Here is a 20,905-nt window from a genome sequence, read left to right as displayed (position 1 = left end):
ATGACAAAAGCAGACTTTTTCAACACAATCGGTCGAAGCCAGACCGTCGGATCAGGATGGAAAGCGGACGTCAACCAGAATAGATAGTGATGGTGGACCCTGATGATCCCTTGCATGAGTTCAAATCGCACCCGCCAGCGGATCCGGACGATATGAGCGCCGCGGAGATCGGCTTCCACAAACCACTGCCTGACGATTACAAGGCATTTCTGTCTGAACATGATGGTGGTGAGGGCTTCATAGGGGAGCACTACGTGGTGCTCTGGAGAGCGTCCGACCTTCTACGATTCAATTCGGAGTATCAGGTCGGCGAGTACGCTCCTGGCTTAATCGCATTTGGGTCGAACGGCGGCGGCGAAGGATTCGCTTTCGACACGAGATGTCATCCCTATGCTGTAGTAATAGTTCCCTTCATCGGCATGAGCCTTGCGGACAGTATTCCCGCAGCCACAAGCTTCACGAGCCTGATAGAGCGAATGAAGAAAGACCCAGAATCGCTGCTTGGCTAATGTCTGCAACGGGTCGCTTTCAGTCCGTCGGGAATGGGTGGAAAGCGACCTTTGGGTTAAGGAGGGCCATATGACGTCGCTGATCATTGAAGATGCCAAACAATATGGGTCCAGCGAGAAACTGGCAGCGAGAGCCCGCCTTGCCGCTAAATATACCATATCGGATCAGCCGTGGTTTGCCTGGGTGGCAAGCCGCCTCCCAATGAGGGATGGAGACCGAATTCTGGACGTGGGTTGTGGACCTGCCTGGTTTTGGGAAGGCGCAGTCGATGCCCTGCCGGAAGGAATCCGCCTTACCCTCACGGACCTGTCGACCGGAATGGTGGACGAAGCAATGGAGCGCTGCGCTTCCTTGCCGTTTGCAGCTTTGGCCGGTCAGGTAGCTGATGCGGCCTCTCTACCCTTCGAGGACGGGAGCTTCGATGGCGTGATCGCCATGCACATGCTCTATCATGTTCGCGATCCGGCTGCGGCGATCGCCGAAATGCATCGCGTTCTCAAACCGGGAGGATTTCTCGGGGTCACGACCAACGGAGCCGACAACATGCGCAGGCTCCACGAACTCACGGCGGCGTTCGGGGGGACGCCCTGCGACCCGGCGGCGGCTGCATTTGGTTTCGCTGAAGCTCGAACGGGACTGCAAGATCAGTTTGGCAATATCGAATCCCATGTTCATCCAGCCCGATTGAGGTTGACCAATCAGGACGACATATTCCTTGCCCTGACCTCCTACCCGCCGGGCAACCAAGCAGACGACCAGCAACTTCTGGCCTTCAAAGAAGCAATCCGATCCGCTTTTGCCGCAGAGGGTGGGGCCTTGGAAGTACAGAAGGAGTCCGGTCTGTTTCTCGCGAAAAAAGCCGTTTCATAATCGGACGGCGGCTATTGCGTGCGCTTGCTGTCCGCCTGGCCGTCCACAATCGGTGGGAAGCGGACATCATTGATTGCTGCTCGCGGCTAGGCCACCATCGGCCCATGAACGATCACGAACGCGGCTTTCTCGACTTCCTTGCCGAGCCAACCAAACGGCGATTTGAATCCCTGCTCGAACTGGGGGAGAAGCGCCGCGGCGACGTTCGGCAGTTGCTACACCATTCAGTGCGCCTTGACCCTCGCTTCGCTCAACACCTTATCGGCAGTAAGGCGTTCTCTGGGCCGGTAGAGGCCATGTTGCTTAAGCGCGGGGCGCCATCCACCAGTTACATTCTGGCTGCCAACAGCGACTTGGACGGACGCGAAATGGCGTTAGGTGAGGCTCTGGAAGCAATCATCGGCATGGGTAATGGCGCGTTCGTATCGTGCATANTGGCTGCCAACAGCGACTTGGACGGACGCGAAATGGCGTTAGGTGAGGCTCTGGAAGCAATCATCGGCATGGGTAATGGCGCGTTCGTATCGTGCATACCCGGTCGGCTGGGCTTCTACGAATACGAGGATATGAAGTCGTCCTACCTGCTTTCGCGATGACCCTTGATGGCAGCTTTGGGTGGAAAGCGGTCATCGCCTGGCTTAATCTACGGTCATGGAACTCGTCTTCATCCACGGTCCCGGCGCGGCGGGAAAGCTGACCATCGCGCGAGCGCTCGCGGCTCGAACCGGCTACTCGCTCTTTCATAACCACCTCATCGTAGACGCGGTTGCGGCGGTCTTTCCGTTCGGAACGCCAGAGTTCGCGCGACTGCGCGAGCAGTTCTGGCTGGATATGTTTCGGGCGGCCGCAAGCGCCAGCCAATCGTTGATCTTCACCTTCGCGCCGGAGCCCACGGTCGCCCTGAGCTTTCCTGAGCGCGTTGTCGAATTGATCGAGGCAGCGGGAGGACGTGTCGTCTTTGTCGCGCTGACGCTCGATGTGGGCGAACAGGAACGTCGGCTGGTTAATGTGGATCGGGCGGCGTTCGGGAAGCTCCGCTCGATCGAGATCCTTCGCCAGTTTCAGGACGAATTCAAACGGTGCGAAAAGGCAATGCCGGCGGCGGCACTAACGATCGATACGGGCCAAACTCAGCCTGAGGATGCAGCCGACAAGATAATGAAGCTCTTGTTCGCTTAGGGTCGAATGCGGACCGAAGGGAAAAGCGCTCAGGCGCGTACACGCCATGGGTGGCTCGGGTTCCGCCTGACGAATTCGTCGACGTCACTGAGCTTTTCCGGGAACTTCTCACCGTCATCGGCGTGGCCGAGACTGCTGAACCGAAAGCCGCTTTCCCAAAGTCGCCGCACCTTTTCCCATTGTTTCAGGTCGCTAATTTTCGGCGCTTTAAAGGAGCGTCCCATCTCGCTGAGGGATCGGCTGCACTGCGGACAACTCGCTGTTCTGCCCGGTTCGAGCTTCCACGACTTGCGACAGTGGAAGCAAGCGTGCGCGATCCTCTGTCCCAGCGGCGGCTTCCCATTGTTTCTGCAGTCGAACATGGTTCGAAGATGCCTTACCTTACCAGCGTCCGCAACGGGTCGCTTTCAGAGTGTCTGCATCGGGTGAAAATTGGGGATACCGTGCATCGAGCCCGAGAATGCAAACATCCCCCACCCCAACCCCTCCCCTAAAGGATAGGGGCTAGTTCAGCGGCAATATCGGCTCGATTGGTGCTCATTCCGGCTTGAGCCAGCTTTCGGCCAGCTCCACCCAATAGCCGGCGCCGATCGAGGCGACGTCGTCGTTGAAGTCGTAATGGGGGTTGTGGAGCATGCAGCCGCGTTCGGGGCCGGTGCCGTTGCCGATCCAGACATAGGAGCCCTTCTTCGCCTTCAGCATCCAGGCGAAATCCTCGGCGCCCATGGCGGGGGGTTCGTCATGGATCACATTGTCCTCGCCGACCACACGGGCGGCGGCGGCGGCGGCGAAGGCGCTTTCCTCGACATCGTTGACGACCGGCGGATAGCGGCGTTCATAGGTGAACTGGATTTCGGCGCCATGGGCGGCGGCAATGCCTTCCGCGATCCGCCGCATCCTTTCCTCCATATGATCCTGCACCTCCTCGCGGAAGGCGCGGGTCGAGCCGGCGATGGTGGCGGTTTCCGGCATGACGTTGGTGGCGAAACCGGCATTGAACTTGGTGACGCTGATCACGGCGGGCTCCATCGGATCGATCGTCCTGGCTTTCAGATGGTTGAAGGCGAGCACGATTTCCGAGGCCACGCCGATCACGTCGACGCCGCGATGCGGCCAGGCGCCATGCGAGCCCTTGCCCGTCACGACGATCTCGAAAAAGTCGGAGGAGGCCATCATCCGCCCCGGGGTGACGACGATCTTGCCGGCCTCGATCCCCGGCATATTGTGCATGCCGAACACCGCATCGACCGGGAACAGATCGAACAGCCCCTCCTCCACCATCCGCCGGGCGCCGGCGAGATTCTCCTCCGCCGGCTGGAAGATGAACTGGATCGTGCCGTCGAAATTGCGGGTGCGCGCCAGGTGCCGCGCCGCGCCCAGCAACATCGTCATATGGCCGTCATGACCGCAGGCATGCATCTTTCCCGGCACGGTCGACACATGGTCGAATCCGTTCATTTCCTGCAGCGGCAGCGCATCCATGTCGGCGCGAAGCCCGATCGCGCGGCGGCCATTGCCGGCCTTGAGCGTCCCCACCACGCCGGTCACGGCGAGGCCGCGATGCACGTCGATCCCCCAGGACGTCAGCAGCGATGCGACATAATCGGCCGTGTCCCTTTCCTCATAGGCGATTTCCGGATGGGCATGGAGATGGTGGCGCCACTGCCGCATATCCTCCGCCGCCTGCATGATTTCCGTTCGAAGTGACACGCCGTGGCTCCTGTTGCTGTCGCCGAAAGTCGTCCAATCTAACCCGATACGGTCTTGTTGAGTAGCCATTTGGCACGGCGCATGTGGGAGGAGTTCGATGCCTGGGACGATCAGGATCGCTTCGCGTCCCCGATCCTATCCGTTCGTGAATCCGGTAAGGACGCTATAATAAAGCGGCCGCAGCTCCTCGCGGCGGCGGTTCGATTCCTTTACGCCCATCGCGTAATAACCGACCTGGTGATAATAAGTGACGCGGGCGCGGATGAAGGCCTCGGCATCGTCATAGCCGCCATCGAGGAACAGGCGGTGCAGGGCGGCGATCCGGATATCGTCCACTTCGCGCACCAGCGCCGCGACCTTCGGCGATTTGAGCGCCCAGTTGCGGATGGCGGTGTCGTAATCGGGCCGGTAGCTTCGCTCTTCCAGCCACAGGCCCATCAGATTTTCGAAGCGCTTCTGCGGCGTTCCTGCGGCGTTCAGCGCGTCCAGCATCGGCGCCGTATTGGTGCGCCGCCAATCCTCCAGCAATTGATCGAGCAGATCCTCCCGGCTCTTGAAGCGCCAGTAGAAGCCGCCGCGGGTGACGCCGCAGGCCTTGGCCAGCCGATCGATCTTCACCGCCTCGACCCCTTCGCGGATCAAGGTTTCGCGGGCGACGTCCAGCCAATCCTCGGTGGACAGGCCGACATTGGCTTCCGCCGCTGCGCTGGTCGCCGTCGTCAAATCGCCAGGCCCTTCCCCATCGTCCCGTGCCGTCAATCGAAGACGATCGTGCGATCGCCGTTCAGCATCACCCGGCCTTCGACATGCCAGCGCACCGCCCGCGCCAGCACCGCACATTCCACTTCCTGGCCGATCGCCACCAGCTCGTCGGCGGAGCGGCTGTGGGTGACGCGCTTGGTATCCTGTTCGATGATCGGGCCTTCGTCCAAATCGGTGGTGACATAATGGGCGGTGGCGCCGATCACCTTCACGCCGCGGGCATGGGCCTGGTGATAGGGCTTGGCGCCCTTGAAGCTGGGCAGGAAGCTGTGGTGGATGTTGATGCAGCGTTTGTCGAGGAAGGCGCAAAGCTCCGGCGACAATATCTGCATGTAGCGGGCGAGCACCACCAGATCGACGTCCAGTTCGTCGACCAAGGCCATGATCCTGGCCTCCTGCGCCGCCTTCTCCCCCTTGGCGATCGGCAGGTGATGATAAGGCAAATTGTTCCATTCGGTGAAGCTGCGCATGTCGTCATGGTTGGAAACGACGCCGACAATCTCCACCGGCAGATGGCCGCTGCGCCAGCGGTGCAGCAGATCGTAGAGGCAATGGCCGAATCTGGAGACGGCGAGCAGCACGCGCGGCTTCACCGCCACGTCGCGGAACGCCCAATCCATGTCGAACCGCTCGGCGATCGGGCGGAACAGGTCGCGCAGCCGGTCCAGGTCGATCGGCGCGCAGCTTTCCGGCGCGAACAGGACGCGCATGAAGAACATGCCGCTATTATGATCCTCGAACTGGTGGGATTCGACGATCAGCAGGTCCTGGTCCGCGAGCAGGGTCGTCACCGTCGCGACGATGCCCTTGCGGTCGGGACAGCGCAGCGTCAGCAGATATTGCGGCGTCGTGGTCATGCGCGATTGCCTTCGAAGCGGAATTCCACGGCGGCATCGACCAGCCAGGCGGACAGATGCGCCTCGTGGCTGATATCGGCGTAGAGATGGAAAAGCGGCGCGTCGCTGATCTGGTCGATCAGCACCGGCACCTGCGCGAACAGGGTCTTGGCGCAGCGGCCGGCGCCGAACGCGCGCGGATGGAAATCGAGCGAACAGCCCTTGGCGAGCAGATCGCGGGCGCGCGGGCCGGAAATGGCGAAGCGGACGCGGCCGTGGCTGACATCGGCATCGTTGAAGCTGGGCGATTTGGCCAAAGCCTTCAGCCAGGCCGGCTTGGGCTCGGCGCCGGTCACGGTCCATTCGCCCGGCGCCATCCACGCCAGGCGCGGCGCATCGCCGCCGGACTGGTTCGGCCCGATCTTGCGGAAATCGGCCAATGTGCGCGCGGCCAGCACCGCCGCCTGATCGGCGACGCGGACACGCAGGACGTGGATCGGGGTCGGCGGCAATGTTTCGATGGCGAGGCCCGGCGCCTCGACCCGCCAGCCGGACTCAGTCATTCAGCCTCTCCCCTGCCAGATCGAACAGGCCGGGATCGGCGATCACCGCGTCCCTCAGACCCTGTTCGGTGCGGATCCGCACCTTTTCCCCTTTGCGCGCGCGGCCGCCTCGGACCATGCCGAGCGCCACCCCCTTGCCCAGGGTCGGGCTGTAGCCGGACGAGGTGACATAGCCTTCGCTGATCTCGCGCCCGTCCTTGTCGACGACCAGATGCGCGCCGATCGGCAGCGCGGGCTCGCCATCCGCAATGTTCAGGCCGACGAACTGGAGCCGATCCGGCCTTTGATCGGCCTCGCGCAGCAGGCTCCTCTTGCCGATGAAGTCGACCTTCTTCTTGAGGACATGGCCCCAGCCGAGATCGATGGCGTTGGTGGTGCCGTCGCTGTCCGCGCCGATGTGGAGATAGCCTTTTTCGGTGCGGAGCAGCATCCAGGCGTCGATGCCGATCGGCGTCATGCCCAGCCCAAGCCCCTTCCCCGCCTCGGTGAGCTTTTGCCACAGGGCGGCCGTCTCGCGCGTCGGCACGTTGATTTCATAGGAGGTGTCGCCGGTATAGCTGACCCGGAAGATGCGCGCGTCGATGCCGGCCACCCGGCCATTGACGAAGCTCATATGCGGGAAGACCGCGCCGTCGAGATCGACATCGGTGCCGGCCGCGCGCATCACGTCGCGCGCCCGCGGGCCGGACAAGGTCACGACCCCCCAGCTGGTCGAGACCGGCGACACCGTCACCTGCAGGTCCAGCCATTCGCATTGCAGCCATTCTTCCATCGCCGCGGCGATATTGTCGGCGCCGCCGCTGGTGGTGCCGACCAGAAAATGATCCTCGCCGAGCCGGGCCGCGACGCCGTCGTCGATGACGATGCCCATCTCGTTCAGCATCAGTCCGTAGCGGACCTTGCCGATCTTCAAGGTCGACATGGTGTTGGCGTAGAACAGATCGAGGAAGCGCGACGCATCCGGGCCCTTCACCTCGATCTTGCCGAGCGGCGAGCCTTCGAAGATGCCGACCGACTGGCGCACCGCCAGCGCTTCGCGCTGTTCGGCCTGATGCGGCGTCTCTCCGGCCCGGCCATAATAAGCGGGCCGCAGCCAGCCGCCATATTCCTCGAAGGTCGCGCCGAGCGCCTGATGGATGGCATGGCAGGGCATGCGCCGGAACGGCCGGTGGAGATCGCCGCGATTGCGCCCCGCCATCACCCCGAACGGCTGCGGCGTGTAGGGGAAGCGATAGCGGGTATGGCCGGTTTCCTCGATCGTCCGTCCGGTCAAGGCCGCCATGATCGCCAGCGCGCTGACATTGGAGGTCTTGCCCTGATCGGGCGCCATGCCGAGCGTGGTGTAGCGCTTCAGATGTTCGATCGAGACGAAATTCTCGCGCGCCGACAAGGCGATATCGTCGACGGTCACGTCGTTCTGGAAATCGACGAAGGCCTTGCCCTTCGCCCTGGTCTCCCGCCAGCCCGGGCCGATCGCGGCTTCGGCAGTCTCGACGCCGGCCTTCGGCGCCTTGACGGAAGCGGTGAAGCCCGCCTCCCTGGCGGCGGCGATGCCGGCCTCATGTCCCTGCGCGATCGCGCCGGCGGTCGCATAAGCGCCGTTGCAGGCGCCCGCGCTGCGTTCCGCCTGGACCGAGACGTCTGGAACGAAAGCCGCCAGCGCCTCGTCGAAGCGCAGCTTGCCGGCGGACTGGCTGAACAGATGCACGGTCGGATTATAGCCGCCCGACATGGCGACGAGATCGCAGTCGATCCAGCGGCCCTGGCCGTCGGCGCCGCGAACGAAGGCCGCCTTCACCGCCTTGGCGCCCCTGGTCTCCTCGATATGGCCGCCGGCGAAATGGGGTATGGAGCGGGCGGCGAGATCCGCCGCCAGGCTGCCGCCGGGCGCGCCGCGGCTGTCCACGACCGCCGCGACTTCGACGCCGGCGTCGTGAAGCGCGACGGCGGTGCGATAGGCATCGTCATTGTTGGTGGCGACGATCGCGCGCCGTCCGGCCATGACGCCGTAACGGGCGAGATAGTGGCGGACCGCGCCGGCCAGCATCACGCCCGGCCGGTCATTGCCGGCGAAGACGAGCGGGCGTTCGAGCGCGCCGGTGGCGAGCACCACCTGTTTGGCCCGGACGACCCAGCCGCGCGCCCGCGCCGCCGCCGGCTCCGCCGCGCAGACGGCTTCGTCGTTCAGCCGTTCGACCATCGTGATGCTGTTATGATCGTGATAGCCGGTGACAGTGGTGCGGAGCAGGATCCTCGCCTCCGGCGCGGCTTCGATCTCGGCCGCGGCCGCCTGCGCCCAGTCGGCGCCGGGCTTGCCGTCAATCTCCGCCTGGTTCCACAGCAAGGCGCCGCCGACGGCCTCGTCCTGCTCGGCCAGGATCACCCGCGCACCGGACGCCGCGGCGGCGCGCGCCGCGGCCAGGCCGGCCGGGCCGGCGCCGACGACCAGCAGGTCGCAATGCGCGAAGCGGCTTTCGTAGCGATCGGGATCGGCCTGTTCCGAAACCTTACCGAGACCGGCGGCGCGGCGGATGAAGCCTTCATAGAGGTGCCAGGTCGGCCACATGAAGGTCTTGTAGTAAAAGCCGGCCGAGAAGAAGCGCGACAGCAGATTGTTGACGCCGCCAATGTCGAAATTGCTGCTCGGCCAGCAATTGACCGGCTTTGCCACCAGGCCATCATAGAGCGGGATCTGGGTCGCCTGGACGTTGGGCGTCGAACGCGCGCCTTCGCCCAGCTGGACGAGGACGTTGGATTCCTCGACGCCGGCGCCGACCAGGCCGCGCGGCCGGTGATATTTGAACGAGCGGCCGGCGAGGCGGACGCCATTGGCGAGCAAGGCCGAGGCCAGGGTGTCGCCGGCGAAACCGGTGAGCGTCCTGCCTTCGAAGGTGAAGCGGATCGGCCGCGAGCGATCGATCGATCCGCCCGTGCCCAGGCGGAAGGGTTGCGTGCCGGACATGATCAATCCTTCCCGATCGCGGGCTTGGGCGCGTCCATAGGATAGACCGCATATATTCGATGGGTCACCGTGTCGCGGGCGACATTGAACCACAGGCCGCAACCGCCGAGATGGTGCCAGCGTTCGAAATGCACGCCTTTGGGATTGTCCCTGAAGAACAGATAATTACCCCAGGTCTCGTCGGAAATCTCCTCCGCGGGACCCGGCCGCTGGATGTGGCTTTCGCCGCCGCAGCGAAATTCCAGCTGCTCGCGCGGACCGCACCAGGGGCAGTCGATCAGCATCATGACTCAGTCTCCCCCGTTCAGTGCGCGATGCCGGCGCCGGCGGCTTCGTCGACCAGGGCGCCAGTGTTGAAGCGGTTCAGGCCGAACGGCTCGGCGATCCGATGCGGCCGGCCGGTGGCGATATGATGGGCCAGCATCGTGCCGCCGCCCGGGATCGCCTTGAACCCGCCAGTGCCCCAGCCGCAATTGATATAGAGTCCGGGGATCGGCGTTTCGCCGAGGATCGGGCTGGAATCCTGGACGACGTCGACGATGCCGGCCCATTGCCGGACGAAGCGGACGCGCCCGAGGGACGGAAACTGGTCCGCCATGCCGCCGAGCACGCCGCGGGTGATCTGGACATTGCCCCGCTGCGCATAAGAGGGAAACAGATCGAGCCCGCCGCCGAGCACCAGCCCGCCTTTGTCCGACTGGCTGACATAGAGGCCGCTCGATATCGACATCAGCACCGTGTCGAGCACCGGCTTCACCGGCTCGCTGACGAAGGCCTGCAAGGCATAGGAGGTGACCGGAAGCCGGAAGCCGGCCAGTTCGGCGATGACGCTGCTATGGCCCGCCACCGCCATGCCGACCTTGCCGGCGCCGATGAAGCCCTTGCTGGTTTCGACCCCGGTCACCCGGCCGCCGGCATCACGGCGGAAACCGGTGACTTCGCATTGCTGGATGATGTCGACGCCGAGCGCGTCGGCGGCGCGCGCATAGCCCCAGGCGATCGCATCGTGACGCGCCGTCCCGCCCCGTTCCTGCACATAGCCGCCCCAGACCGGGAAGCGGGCATACGGCGAGCAATCCAGGATCGGCGCCCGCTTCTGGATTTCGGCCGGCGTCAGCATCTTCGTCTCGATGCCGTTCAAGCGCATCGCCCCGACCGCGCGGGCCGCCACCTCCATGTCATGACGGCTGTGCGCGATATTGATCATGCCGCGCTGGCTGACCATCACATTATAGTTCAGATCCTTGCCCAGGCCTTCATACAGCCGCAACGACAGATCGTAGAGCTCGGCGCTCGCCGGATAATAATAATTGGAGCGGATGACCGTGGTGTTGCGGCCCGTATTGCCGCCGCCCAGCCAGCCGCGCTCGATCACCGCGACGTTGCGGATGCCATGGGTCTTGGCGAGATAATAAGCGGTGGCGAGGCCGTGGCCGCCGCCGCCGATGACGACCACGTCATAATGCGATTTCGGTTCCGGATTGCGCCAGGCCTGCGCCCAGCCCTTCTGCCCGCGCAGGCCCTCGCGGAACACCCGCCAACCGGAATAATTGAGCCGTCCCATATGCCTTCGCCCATGACAATACACTTATGTATCGCCTCCGTCTAACGGCTCCGTCCAGGACTGACAAGCGGGATTCAGATCGCTTTCTTCAACTTTTTTCGCCGCACCTTCCGCCGCAGCGCGCCGGGGCGCGGCCGCAGCGGTCCATTGACCCTGAACATACAATATTGTTCTGTATGTGCAGATGATCGCCGGGGCGAGCGCAATTGCCTCTTCGCCGACTTTCGCGCATCGACCGGCCGAATCCCGATGAACAAGGAGATGCCCGTGACCACAGTCGGCCTGACATTGGAGCAAGTGGAGGAACTGGCGACCCGGGCCTTCTCGCAAAATGGCTGCGACGCCGAAAATACGGCCGCTTTGGTCCGGACGGTCGTCGGCGCCGAGCGCGACGGATCCCATTCGCACGGCCTGTTTCGCGTTCCCGGCTATGTCGCGGCGCTTCGCAGCGGCAAGGTGAATGGATCGGCCAATCCACGCGTCAGCCTCAAGACCCCGGCGATCGTCAGCGTCCATGGCGACAATGGCTTCACGCCGCTCGCGATCGAGCGCGGCGTGCCGGCACTGGCGGAGGCGGCCAAGACCTTGGGCGTGGCGGTGATGGCGACGACCCACACCCACCACTTCGCCGCCTTGTGGCCGGAAACGGAGATGATCGCCGAACAGGGCCTGATCGGCATGGCCTGCGTCTGCTACATGCCCTACATGGCGCCGGCGGGGGGCAACAAGGCGCTGTTCGGCACCAACCCCCTCTCCTTCGCCTGGCCGCGGCCCGGCAAGCCGCCAATGGCCTTCGACATGGCGACCGCCGCCATGGCGATGGGGGAGGTGCAGATCGCGGCGCGCGACGGGCACAAGGTTCCGATCGGAACCGGCCTGGACGCCGAAGGCCGGTTGACCGACGATCCGGGCGCGATCGCATCCGGCATGCTGCTGCCCTTCGGCGGCCACAAGGGCTCGGCCATCGCGCTGATGGTGGAATTGCTCGCGGCCGGCGCGGTCGGGGAGCAGTTCAGCTTCGAAGCCGGCGAAACCGACAATAAGGATGGCGGGCCGCCGCGTGGCGGCGAGTTCATGCTGGCCATATCGCCGGAGTTGCTGGCCGGACCCGGCTGGGCCGAGCATTGCGAAGCCTTTTTCGAGCGGTTCGACGCGATCGAAGGCGCCCGCCTGCCGGGCGCGCGCCGGCACGAGAACCGCCTGTCCGACGCGCCGCGACAGATCAATGCCGACCTGGTGGAACGCATCCGCGCCCTGTGCGATTGAGGTGGCATGATGGAATATGTCAAACTCGGCAGCACCGGCCTCGACGTCTCGCGCCTGTGCCTCGGCTGCATGACCTATGGCGAACCGCAGCGCGGCAACCATAGCTGGACGCTGGACGAGCAAGCGAGCCGGCCGCTGCTGAAACAGGCCATCGAGGCCGGCATCAATTTCTTCGACACCGCCAATGTCTATTCCGACGGCAGTTCCGAAGAGATCATCGGACGCGCGCTGAAGGATTTCGCGCGGCGCGAGGAGGTGGTGATCGCCACCAAGGTGCATGGCCGCATGCGGCCCGGCCCCAATGGCGCCGGCCTCAGCCGCAAGGCGATCCTGCAGGAAATCGACGCGAGCCTGATGCGGCTCGGCACCGATCATGTCGATCTCTACCAGATCCATCGCTTCGATCCGGACACGCCGATCGAGGAAACATTGGAAGCGCTGCACGACGTGGTGAAGGCCGGCAAGGCCCGCTATATCGGCGCCTCTTCCATGTATGCATGGCAATTCGCGACCATGCTGCATGTCGCCGACATCAATGGCTGGACCCGTTTCGCGACCATGCAGAATTATCTGAACCTCCTCTATCGCGAGGAGGAACGGGAGATGCTGCCGCTGTGCGAAGCGGAAGGGATCGGGCTCATTCCCTGGAGCCCCCTCGCCCGCGGCCGCCTCACCCGCGACTGGGACGAGGCGACGGAGCGGTCACGGACCGACGTCTTTGGCAAGACTCTCTACGCGCAGACGGCCGACGCCGATCGCAAGGTGGTGGAAGCGGTCGCGGCCGTGGCCGCCGAACGCGGCGTTCCGCGCGCGCAGATCGCCTTGGCCTGGATACTCGCCAAGCCGGAAGTGACGGCGCCGATCATCGGCGCGTCCAAACCTGCTCACCTGGACGATGCCATCGTCGCGCTCGATCTGGAACTGAGCGAAGACGAGATGCAGCGCCTCCAAGCGCCTTACATCCCGCATGCCGTGATCGGGCATTGAGCCTCATCCTGCTTCAGGCAGACTGAAGCGACCGGATGCTGGTTCAGGCGGCAGGAATCGGCCTTTCCGGAAGGCGCCTTGCCGTCTCGCGGTCAATCGCCGCGCATCCGCCTTAGGCTGGCTTCCGCCTGCAATGTCAGCTTCCCGGCAATGTCGGCCATGTCCGCCGCCGTCGCTTCCGGGCTGATCGCGCAGACCCGGAGCACCGTCCGCCCGTCGATGCGGGTGGTGAGCGGCGCCGCCACATTTCTTGCGATCATCGCCCGGGCGATTTCGTCATTGAGCCGGTCGACCTGGTCATCGTCGAGCGCGGAAGGGCAATAGCGGAAGCAGGTAATGGCGAGACTCGCCGGCGACACGATCTGCCAATCGGGCCGGGCCCGCAGCGCGCCTTCCAGCGTCTCGGCCAGGCCGATGCCATGATCGATCATCGCGCCAATCGCATCAATGCCCAGCACCTGCAGGGTCAGCCACAATTTCATGGCGCGGGCCGGGCGCGTCAGCTCCGGGCCATAGTCCCAGAAATTCGGTGCTTCCTCGAGCGATACGGCGTCGCGCAGATATTCCGGCCTGGTCGAAAAGGATGTGACCAGATGATCGTTGTCGCGGACCAGGACCATGCCGCAGCCATAGGTCTGGAACAGCCATTTATGCGCATCCCAGGACAGGCTGTCGGCCCGCGCCAGCCCGCATACCAGGTCGCGATGCGATCCCGACAGGGACACCGACGCGCCATAAGCGCCATCGACATGCATCCATATCCCTTCGGCCCGGGCGAGATCGGCGATGGCATCGAGCGGGTCGATACTGCCGGTATTGGTGGTGCCGCAACTGGCAATGACGGCGAACGGGATCAGGCCATTGGCGCGATCTTCCCGGATCGCCGCCGCCAGCTTATCCATATCGATCCGGAACCCGCCATCGCTCCCGACCTTGCGAACCTGGTCGGGCAGGAAGCCGATGATGCCGAGCCCCTTCGCGACCGAGCTATGGGTCTGGTCCGACACATAAGCGATGCCGCGGCCACGCTCGTGGGGCTTCAGCTTCTGGTCGCGGGCGACGATGAGGCCGGTGAGATTGGCCATCGAACCGCCGGACACGAACAATCCGCCGGCGGACGACGGCATGCCGACCCGTTCGGCCAGCCAGTCGATCAGGCCCGCTTCGATCGCGCTGGGACCAGAACTCTGCATCCAGCTTCCCGCATGGGCATTGAAACCAGCGGTCAGCAGGTCGCCGAGCCACGACACAGAAGATGCCGGCGACGGGATGAAACCGAAGAAATGCGGATGATCCATCCGCACCCGGTAATTGTAGATCGTGTCGATCGCCTCGCGGACCACCTCCTCGACCGGACGCGCCGCGCCAGGCCGGGCAAGTGCCCGAAGCCGCGCATTGTCCTGCTCGGGCAGGATTTCCAGGATCTTCGCGGAGGCCATATGCCTCTTTTCCTCGAAGATGCGCGCCAGCGCCTCTGCCGCACAGGCTTCGATCGCCGATTCCGAATTCATTGCATTGCCCAATGATCGTCCCCGCTTGAAAGATGAAGGATCCCGTTTCCCGGCCCGGACCTGCTCGGCCGAACCTGCCCGATAGACAATCGGCGGGATCGGTATACAATACAGTCCTGTATCCGGGGGGTCAACGAAAAGGCCGGCACAAGCGAGCGTCGCCTGCTTTTCCCGATGCAGGGTGCCGGTCTATATCGGTGGATATCCGCCCGCGTTCCGGGCCATCGAGGGAGTGCCAAAATGGGGGTAAATGGTCGACGGTTGACGCGTGACGACTGGGTCACCGTCGCGCGCAAGGCCCTGGTCGCCTCCGGCATCGACGATGTGAAGGTCGATGTCCTTGCCCGCCGCCTCAAGGTCACGCGCGGAAGCTTCTACTGGCATTTCAAGAACCGCCAGGACCTGCTCGACGCCTTGCTCGAGGATTGGGAAGTCAATAACCGCCGCGAGATCGCCCAGATCGTCGCCCGCGTCGCCGACGAGGCAAGCGGCCTCTCCGAGGTCTTCCGCATCTGGTATAGCGAGGATCCCGGCTACCCTTCGTTCGACCTCGCGATCCGGGTGTGGGCCCGCAAATCCCGGAAGGTGGCGAAGATCGTCCACCAGATCGACAATCAGTGGATCGCCCTGTTCCAATCCTATTTCGAACGGAGCGGCATGAAGCCGCCGGAAAGTTTCGTCCGCGCCCGCATCATCCATTTCCACCAGGTCGGCTATTACGCACTCGGCATTGCCGAGAGCATCGGAGACCGCCTCAACCTCGCCCCTTATTATTACGAGGCCCTGCTGGGCACGCCGCCGCCCGAGGAAATGTTGAACATGCTGGCAGCGATGAGTCCGGCAAAGGCCAAGGCCAAGGCCAAGCCGAAGGCCGGGGCGGCAGCGAAGCCGAAGCCGGCCGGCCGTGCCGCAGCGGCCCGCAAGGTCGCGACACGAAAGGCGGCGAAATAGGAAGATCCGCCCCGTTGAAACGCGCTGCGTCAAACGTGACGCCGCCAGCCCCGTTCCGCCTGGACCAGGACACGCTCGCGCAAGGCCTCGACGGCGTCCGCATATTGCCAGGTCAGCTTCACGTGGCGATCGGCCTCCGCCCTCTTGGGGCAGGTCGATCGGACCGAACAGCATCCCCGGAAAGGTAGCGAGCGAGGCGGCATTATAGGGCGCGACGCCGAAACCGGTCCACCAGCGCTGCGGCTCGTTCGTCTCATCCTCGAACCAGTGGCGCAGATGCTCGGCAGGCAGCCGTTCGGTGCGGGTGAGTGCAGAAACGTCGATTCTCTCCAGCCGCTCCAGCCTGCCCCGGGTCGCGGCGGCCAGCCGATGCAATGAAGCGGCGCTTTCGGCGGAAATCTCCCAGCACTTTCATATGGAAATTACCGGACACTAGTGTATGGTCGTTCATCATCAATGTCCATGTCGAACGTATCTATCGGCGTGGATGCCGGACCCGGGCCCGCATCCCGAAAGAGTCCGCATCTCGAATATGAAGGAAGCAGAATGATCTCCCAGCAAGCGCTCCAGTCCCGCGTCGAAGCCCTGGCGGCGGAAGCGAATGTGACCGGCATCGCCGTCGGCATCAGCATCGGCGGCGAGAAGATCCTCGCGCATCACGGCATCGCCAATGCCGAAACCGGCGCCGCCGTCCGCGCCGACACATTGTTCGCCGCGGGTTCGGTCACCAAGGTGTTCAACGCCGCCTTGTTCATGACTCTGGTCGATGACGGGCTGATCGATCTCGACGCGCCGGTCACATCCTATCTGTCCGACTTCCGCATGGGTTCCGAGGCGGAGCGGAGCCAGGTCACCGCCCGCATGCTCCTCAATCACAGCGCGGGCCTCCCGGGCTACGGCATGTACGGCCTGAAGCCGGGACCGGACGTGCTCGCCCGCGCCATGCAGGTGCTCAACACCTATCCCTTCAACTCGCCGCCTGGCCGGCACTGGTCTTATTCCAACACCGGCATGCTGGTGCTCGGCCGTATGGTTGAAGTGCTGCTCGGCAAGACCTGGGACGATGCCCTCGACGAACGGATCCTCGCGCCGCTCGGCTGCCATGCCAGCTGCGATCCCGAACGATTGATCCTCGATCCTGTCGCTGTCGGCCATATCGGCGCGTCGCCCACGGACCCGCAGAAGCGCACCGACATTTTTCGCCTCGATTCCACCAACGGTCCGGCCGGCTTCACCATGTGGTGCGACATCGACGCGTTCATGCGCTTCGGCCGCATGCATCTCGACGGCGGCACATCGGCGGGCGGCAAGAAGGTGCTCAGCGCCGATGCGATCGCGGAGATGCTGAAGCCGCAATTCCCTGCCACCTGGGGCGCCAGCGACGAATGGGGGCTCGGCTGGCATTTGCGCGACGCCGGCGGCACGACGATCGTCACCCATAGCGGCGGCAATGCCGGCATGCATTCGGACCTCAGCGTCGTGCCCGCGCACGACGCGGTGATCGGCGTGCTCACCAACAGCATGACCGGGGTGATGCTCACCCAGCGGATCACCGACGAATTGCTGAATGCGGAATTCGGGATCACTGCCAATCCGCCGCCGGCGGCCCCGGCCCAGCCGATCGAGGTCGATCTTGCCCCCTATGTCGGCCGTTATGTCGCCGACGACAGCTTCGCGGAGGTGGTCGAAACGAACGGCAAGCTCGTCATCACGACCGATGGCGACAAGAGGCTGGAGATGCTGATGCGCAAGCTCTTCTTCACCTTCCCGATGCCGCCGCTCACGCTAACGCCGTTTGCCGACGACGGCCGCTTCCTCAGCGACCTCGGCATGCCGGTCACGTTCATCGTCGAGGATGGCCAGTCCAAGGCCTCCTACGCCAGGCTTGGAAAGATCTATCGGCGGGAGGGCTGATTCTTCACGCCTCGAAACGGGCAGCCGGAGCGGTGCGAGAGCACGACTTGGTCCGAACGAGACGGCAGGCTGTCACTACGGCGAGCGCGTTCGAAGAAATCATGGCATTTGTCGTAAAAATGCAAGTTTCGCTCGAAGGAGCGTGACACTTAGATCCGGTTTGGAATTCCGGCTGCTTCGTGATGGACGGCAGCTTCGGACCAGGCACCCGTTCGGTGTCCTTGGCCCGTTCGCAGGCGGAGAAGCGGGCAATATGATGGAGGCATGTGTGACCAATGACGAACGCCCGTCCGGGTTCGATTCCGTTTCCCGCCGACAATTCATCGCCGCCGCAGCAATCGGGGCTGCGGTGCCTGCTGTCGCCGCTTCAAAAGCGATCGAACAAGGCCCGGCCTCGGCGCCACGGCGCCTCGTGGTCAGCGCCCTGGATACAAGCGCCTTGAACGAGAACTACATCTCCCTTCTGAAAACGGGCGGTGTGGATTGCATGAATCTTTCTTTCGACGGGTTCGAGAACAGCTACCGGTTCGCTTACGAATTCCGCGATCAAATCGTCCTGGCAAAGAGCGTCTCCGAAATCCGGCAGGCGCAGGCAGCGGGGAAAATTGCCGCCTTCTTCAATTCCCAGGTGGCGGATGCATTCGAGACGGCATTGTTCGAGGGCAATTTCCCATTGGGCAGCTTCAAGCAGATGGCGGCCAAGGTGCGGGCCAGCAAGAGTCTTGGTCTCGGCGTTCAGGGCCTGTGCTACAACGTCTACAATGTTTTCGGCAGCGGCTGCCTGGATGACGAGGTTCCATTGTCGCGCGCCGGCAAGCGTCTCGTGGAAGAACTTCACAAGAATCAGATCGTTCTCGATGTGGGCGGTCATACCGGCGAACGGACGAGCCTCGACGCGATCGAAGCGTCCTCAGGCGTCCCCATCGTCTGTTCGCACACCAACTTCCGGGCGCTGAACGACAATGCCAGGGCGATATCCGACAGGTTGGCATCGGCGATCGCTTCGACCGGAGGCGTGATCGGGATCACTGCGGTGAGCGCCTTCCACACCCGCAACCGGGGCAATGTAGGCGAAGCCCCGCGGCAAGCGACACTCGACGAGCATCTGGATCAATATGATCATGCCAAACGGATTGTGGGTGTCGATCATGTCGGGCTCGGACCCGACTTCATCCTCGGCGCGGCCGACACTTTCGACATGGATCCCGACGACAGTGCCGCTTTCCCGACATGGTCGATGGGGCCCGGAATACAATCGACGGTCAAGGATTTCGAAGACATTTCAAAATTGCCGAATGTCATCAGCGGGCTCAAGCGCCGCGGCTGGACCGAGAGCGAACTCGACAAGCTTCTGGGAGCCAATTGGCTGCGCGTGTATCAGCAGGTCTGGGGCAGTTAGGCCGGCTTGTCCGACACGGCACCGGAATCGTCAGGCCCGCGGAGCCGCAACGATGACCGGCAGCGAGATGTGCGACGGATGAACATGGTCATGATAGACTCGCTGCCGCGCCACGACGGGCTTGCCCGTATCGGTGAAGAAATTGTCCGCGCCGGTTTGAAGGTTGCGGTCGAACCGGGGGAACCAGCTCGAGGCGATCTCGATCCGGATGCGATGCCCGGGCAGGAATCTTATGCCGGTCGCGGTCATATCGATCTCGAAGCGCGTGATCTCGTCCGGCCTCAGTAACGCCCCCCGCTCATAGCCATTGCGGAATCGCGCCCGCAAAACGCCGTGGCACATGAAACGGACCGAGCCGTCCGGATGCACGTCCGCCAGGCGCACATGCCAGTCGCAATCACGCGCCGAGGATGAGGCAAATAGCACGGCATTGATCGGGCCGACCACGTCGAGCGGCTGGGTGATCACATCCGACGTGTAGCACAGGACATCGGGCCGCGCCGCCACCGGCCGATCGTCGACCGGCCCGTCTTCGAGGCGCCACGGAAAACGCACCGGATCCAGCGGATCCGAAACATAGCTGTCCGGCGATTCATTGCGTGGCCTTGCAAAGGACAGCGCACCGTCGCCGCGATGGGAATTGGCGCGTCCCTGGCTGTGCAGATAGAGCGGAGTCTGCCGCGTGCCCGGCAAGGGCCAGGTATCGGCTTCCCACCATTGATTGGCCCCGACCACGAAGATGTGCACCCGCGGGTCCGCATCCAGTTCCTTGCCTCTACCGCGAAGCCAACGATCGAAGAATCGGATCGTGTAGCTGTTGAGGTCCACGATCCCGTTGAGGCCGAAGTCGATGCCGTTCAGTTCCCGCGTCTGGTTCACGTGATGCGGCCAGGGACCGATCACCAGCCGCTGCCCTTCCCGCGCTTCCTCGGTGCGGCCATGCACCCGCATCCCGGCGAAATTGCGCGGCGCGCCGAGGAAGTTCATGTCCCACCAGCCGGTAATGTTCAGCGCCGGCACCTTTATCCTGGGCCAATATTGCTCATAGCCACACGATTCCCAGAAAGCGTCGAATTTTGGGTGTTTCATCCACTCCTGCCACCAAGGCGTGGAGGTCCCGGAGATCCTCTCCAGCTTCGACAGCGGAAGCGCCTCGAAATAATCCTGATGTGCCTCGAGTATCTTGGAGAAGTCGGCCATCTGGAAGCTGCGCCGGCCCATGGCGACCATCCATTCCGGCATCGCCAATATCGCGCTGCCGCCATAAAGCGGCTCGTTCATGAACGGGTGCCCGGGCGGGGAAACCGTCGGCACGATCGCCTTCAATGCGGGCGGTGCATGCGACGCCGCGAACCATTGGGTCTGACCGACATAGGATCCGCCGATCATCCCGACATTGCCATCGCACCATGGCTGCCTCGCCAGCCATTCGACCGTGTCGTAACCGTCATCATGTTCCTGACGATATGGATCGAATTCGCCATCGGAATTGAAGCGGCCGCGGACATCCTGCGCGGCCACGAGATAGCCCCGGCGGACGAGATCGAGGACGAACGGATTGGTCCGGGAACTCGTCTTGTCATAGGGCGTGCGGGTCAGGATAACCGGAAACGGTCCCTCCGCATCGGGCGCGATGATATCCACGGCAAGCCTGGCACCGTCCCGCATAGGTGCGAGCAGATTATACTCTCTTCGCGGGCGGGAATGGATTGCGGGCGAGATCTCGCCGGCGGGGAGACCGTTGACCACGCGAATCGCGGAACTGCCGAACGGCTGATCTCCCGCCTCCCCTCCCAATCGAGCGAAGGACGATCCGCCGGTTCCGGCATTGGCCCATCCCGGGATGACGATAGTTGCAGCTGCAGCCTCCGCCAGAAAGGCTCTGCGCGATTTGTCGTTCGACCGGCCCATGCCTTTCTCC

At 63.6% G+C, this 20,905-nt stretch carries 17 protein-coding genes; 8 read left to right on the top strand and 9 right to left on the bottom strand.

Annotated elements, in window-relative coordinates:
- The first annotated feature begins 89 nt into the window (after window positions 1–89).
- From RQX22_RS14805 to RQX22_RS14795, 3 genes are all read left to right on the top strand, one after another.
- On the top strand, window positions 90–509 hold the full coding sequence (locus RQX22_RS14805; protein WP_315727331.1) for an SMI1/KNR4 family protein: 420 nt from the start codon (window positions 90–92) through the stop codon (window positions 507–509).
- A 70-nt stretch (window positions 510–579) separates the two neighbouring features.
- Window positions 580–1,380 (top strand): class I SAM-dependent methyltransferase, encoded by an 801-nt coding sequence (locus tag RQX22_RS14800; RefSeq protein ID WP_315727326.1) that lies wholly within the window; start codon window positions 580–582, stop codon window positions 1,378–1,380.
- A 651-nt stretch (window positions 1,381–2,031) separates the two neighbouring features.
- Window positions 2,032–2,559 (top strand): shikimate kinase, encoded by a 528-nt coding sequence (locus tag RQX22_RS14795; RefSeq protein ID WP_315727325.1) that lies wholly within the window; start codon window positions 2,032–2,034, stop codon window positions 2,557–2,559.
- Between the two features lie 537 nt (window positions 2,560–3,096).
- Here the strand turns inward: RQX22_RS14795 and RQX22_RS14790 are convergent.
- From RQX22_RS14790 to RQX22_RS14760, 7 genes are all read right to left on the bottom strand, one after another.
- Window positions 3,097–4,269 carry a M20 aminoacylase family protein gene (locus RQX22_RS14790; RefSeq protein WP_315727324.1) on the bottom strand — a complete coding sequence of 391 codons (1,173 nt, stop codon included), beginning with the start codon at window positions 4,267–4,269 and terminating at the stop codon, window positions 3,097–3,099.
- A gap of 135 nt (window positions 4,270–4,404) precedes the next feature.
- Window positions 4,405–4,992, bottom strand: a complete 588-nt coding sequence (locus tag RQX22_RS14785; protein WP_315727323.1) for a TetR/AcrR family transcriptional regulator — start codon at window positions 4,990–4,992, stop codon at window positions 4,405–4,407.
- A 32-nt stretch (window positions 4,993–5,024) separates the two neighbouring features.
- Window positions 5,025–5,888: a formyltetrahydrofolate deformylase gene (gene purU / locus RQX22_RS14780; RefSeq protein WP_315727322.1), complete on the bottom strand. Its 864-nt coding sequence runs from the start codon at window positions 5,886–5,888 to the stop codon at window positions 5,025–5,027.
- Entirely contained in the window at window positions 5,885–6,430 is a 546-nt protein-coding gene (locus RQX22_RS14775; protein WP_315727321.1) for a sarcosine oxidase subunit gamma, read from the bottom strand. The genes purU and RQX22_RS14775 overlap by 4 nt, the downstream gene beginning before the upstream one ends.
- A complete protein-coding gene (locus RQX22_RS14770) occupies window positions 6,423–9,392 on the bottom strand; it encodes a sarcosine oxidase subunit alpha family protein (RefSeq protein ID WP_315727320.1) in 2,970 nt (989 codons plus the stop codon). The genes RQX22_RS14775 and RQX22_RS14770 overlap by 8 nt, the downstream gene beginning before the upstream one ends.
- A 2-nt stretch (window positions 9,393–9,394) precedes the next feature.
- Window positions 9,395–9,679 (bottom strand): sarcosine oxidase subunit delta, encoded by a 285-nt coding sequence (locus RQX22_RS14765; protein WP_315727319.1) that lies wholly within the window; start codon window positions 9,677–9,679, stop codon window positions 9,395–9,397.
- A 17-nt stretch (window positions 9,680–9,696) separates the two neighbouring features.
- Window positions 9,697–10,956 carry a sarcosine oxidase subunit beta family protein gene (locus tag RQX22_RS14760; RefSeq protein WP_315727318.1) on the bottom strand — a complete coding sequence of 420 codons (1,260 nt, stop codon included), beginning with the start codon at window positions 10,954–10,956 and terminating at the stop codon, window positions 9,697–9,699.
- 267 nt (window positions 10,957–11,223) lie between these two features.
- On the opposite strand from RQX22_RS14760, the gene RQX22_RS14755 reads away from it, so the two are divergent.
- On the top strand, window positions 11,224–12,222 hold the full coding sequence (locus RQX22_RS14755) for an Ldh family oxidoreductase (RefSeq protein ID WP_315727317.1): 999 nt from the start codon (window positions 11,224–11,226) through the stop codon (window positions 12,220–12,222).
- Window positions 12,223–12,231: 9 nt separating this feature from the next.
- Entirely contained in the window at window positions 12,232–13,209 is a 978-nt protein-coding gene (locus RQX22_RS14750) for an aldo/keto reductase (protein WP_315727330.1), read from the top strand.
- Window positions 13,210–13,301: 92 nt separating this feature from the next.
- Here the strand turns inward: RQX22_RS14750 and RQX22_RS14745 are convergent, their stop codons facing one another.
- Window positions 13,302–14,720: a pyridoxal phosphate-dependent decarboxylase family protein gene (locus RQX22_RS14745; RefSeq protein WP_315727316.1), complete on the bottom strand. Its 1,419-nt coding sequence runs from the start codon at window positions 14,718–14,720 to the stop codon at window positions 13,302–13,304.
- A gap of 240 nt (window positions 14,721–14,960) precedes the next feature.
- Here RQX22_RS14745 and RQX22_RS14740 point away from each other — a divergent pair, with 240 nt between their 5' ends.
- From RQX22_RS14740 to RQX22_RS14730, 3 genes are all read left to right on the top strand, one after another.
- Window positions 14,961–15,671: a TetR/AcrR family transcriptional regulator gene (locus RQX22_RS14740; protein WP_315727315.1), complete on the top strand. Its 711-nt coding sequence runs from the start codon at window positions 14,961–14,963 to the stop codon at window positions 15,669–15,671.
- Between the two features lie 546 nt (window positions 15,672–16,217).
- Window positions 16,218–17,585, top strand: coding sequence for a serine hydrolase domain-containing protein (locus tag RQX22_RS14735; protein ID WP_315727314.1), 1,368 nt, complete (start codon window positions 16,218–16,220; stop codon window positions 17,583–17,585).
- Between the two features lie 268 nt (window positions 17,586–17,853).
- Window positions 17,854–18,984, top strand: a complete 1,131-nt coding sequence (locus tag RQX22_RS14730; RefSeq protein ID WP_315727313.1) for a dipeptidase — start codon at window positions 17,854–17,856, stop codon at window positions 18,982–18,984.
- A gap of 30 nt (window positions 18,985–19,014) precedes the next feature.
- Here RQX22_RS14730 and RQX22_RS14725 read toward each other — a convergent pair whose 3' ends face one another.
- A complete protein-coding gene (locus tag RQX22_RS14725) occupies window positions 19,015–20,895 on the bottom strand; it encodes a CocE/NonD family hydrolase (protein ID WP_315727312.1) in 1,881 nt (626 codons plus the stop codon).
- Window positions 20,896–20,905 lie beyond the last annotated feature (10 nt).

This window comes from Sphingosinicella rhizophila (assembly GCF_032378825.1).
Classification (GTDB): domain Bacteria; phylum Pseudomonadota; class Alphaproteobacteria; order Sphingomonadales; family Sphingomonadaceae; genus Allosphingosinicella; species Allosphingosinicella rhizophila.
Note: the sequence above shows the minus strand (reverse complement) of the source record. Positions and strands in the feature narration are given on the sequence as shown.

Bases quoted from the DNA above. Each gene is read 5' to 3' on its own strand.
- RQX22_RS14750 (WP_315727330.1), top strand. From the start codon at position 12,232: ATGGAATATGTCAAACTCGGCAGCACCGGCCTCGACGTCTCGCGCCTG.
- RQX22_RS14770 (WP_315727320.1), bottom strand. From the start codon at position 9,392: ATGTCCGGCACGCAACCCTTCCGCCTGGGCACGGGCGGATCGATCGAT.
- RQX22_RS14805 (WP_315727331.1), top strand. From the start codon at position 90: ATGGTGGACCCTGATGATCCCTTGCATGAGTTCAAATCGCACCCGCCA.
- RQX22_RS14795 (WP_315727325.1), top strand. From the start codon at position 2,032: ATGGAACTCGTCTTCATCCACGGTCCCGGCGCGGCGGGAAAGCTGACC.
- purU (WP_315727322.1), bottom strand. From the start codon at position 5,888: ATGACCACGACGCCGCAATATCTGCTGACGCTGCGCTGTCCCGACCGC.
- RQX22_RS14775 (WP_315727321.1), bottom strand. From the start codon at position 6,430: ATGACTGAGTCCGGCTGGCGGGTCGAGGCGCCGGGCCTCGCCATCGAA.
- RQX22_RS14800 (WP_315727326.1), top strand. From the start codon at position 580: ATGACGTCGCTGATCATTGAAGATGCCAAACAATATGGGTCCAGCGAG.
- RQX22_RS14725 (WP_315727312.1), bottom strand. From the start codon at position 20,895: ATGGGCCGGTCGAACGACAAATCGCGCAGAGCCTTTCTGGCGGAGGCT.
- RQX22_RS14760 (WP_315727318.1), bottom strand. From the start codon at position 10,956: ATGGGACGGCTCAATTATTCCGGTTGGCGGGTGTTCCGCGAGGGCCTG.
- RQX22_RS14735 (WP_315727314.1), top strand. From the start codon at position 16,218: ATGATCTCCCAGCAAGCGCTCCAGTCCCGCGTCGAAGCCCTGGCGGCG.
- RQX22_RS14745 (WP_315727316.1), bottom strand. From the start codon at position 14,720: ATGAATTCGGAATCGGCGATCGAAGCCTGTGCGGCAGAGGCGCTGGCG.
- RQX22_RS14765 (WP_315727319.1), bottom strand. From the start codon at position 9,679: ATGATGCTGATCGACTGCCCCTGGTGCGGTCCGCGCGAGCAGCTGGAA.
- RQX22_RS14740 (WP_315727315.1), top strand. From the start codon at position 14,961: ATGGGGGTAAATGGTCGACGGTTGACGCGTGACGACTGGGTCACCGTC.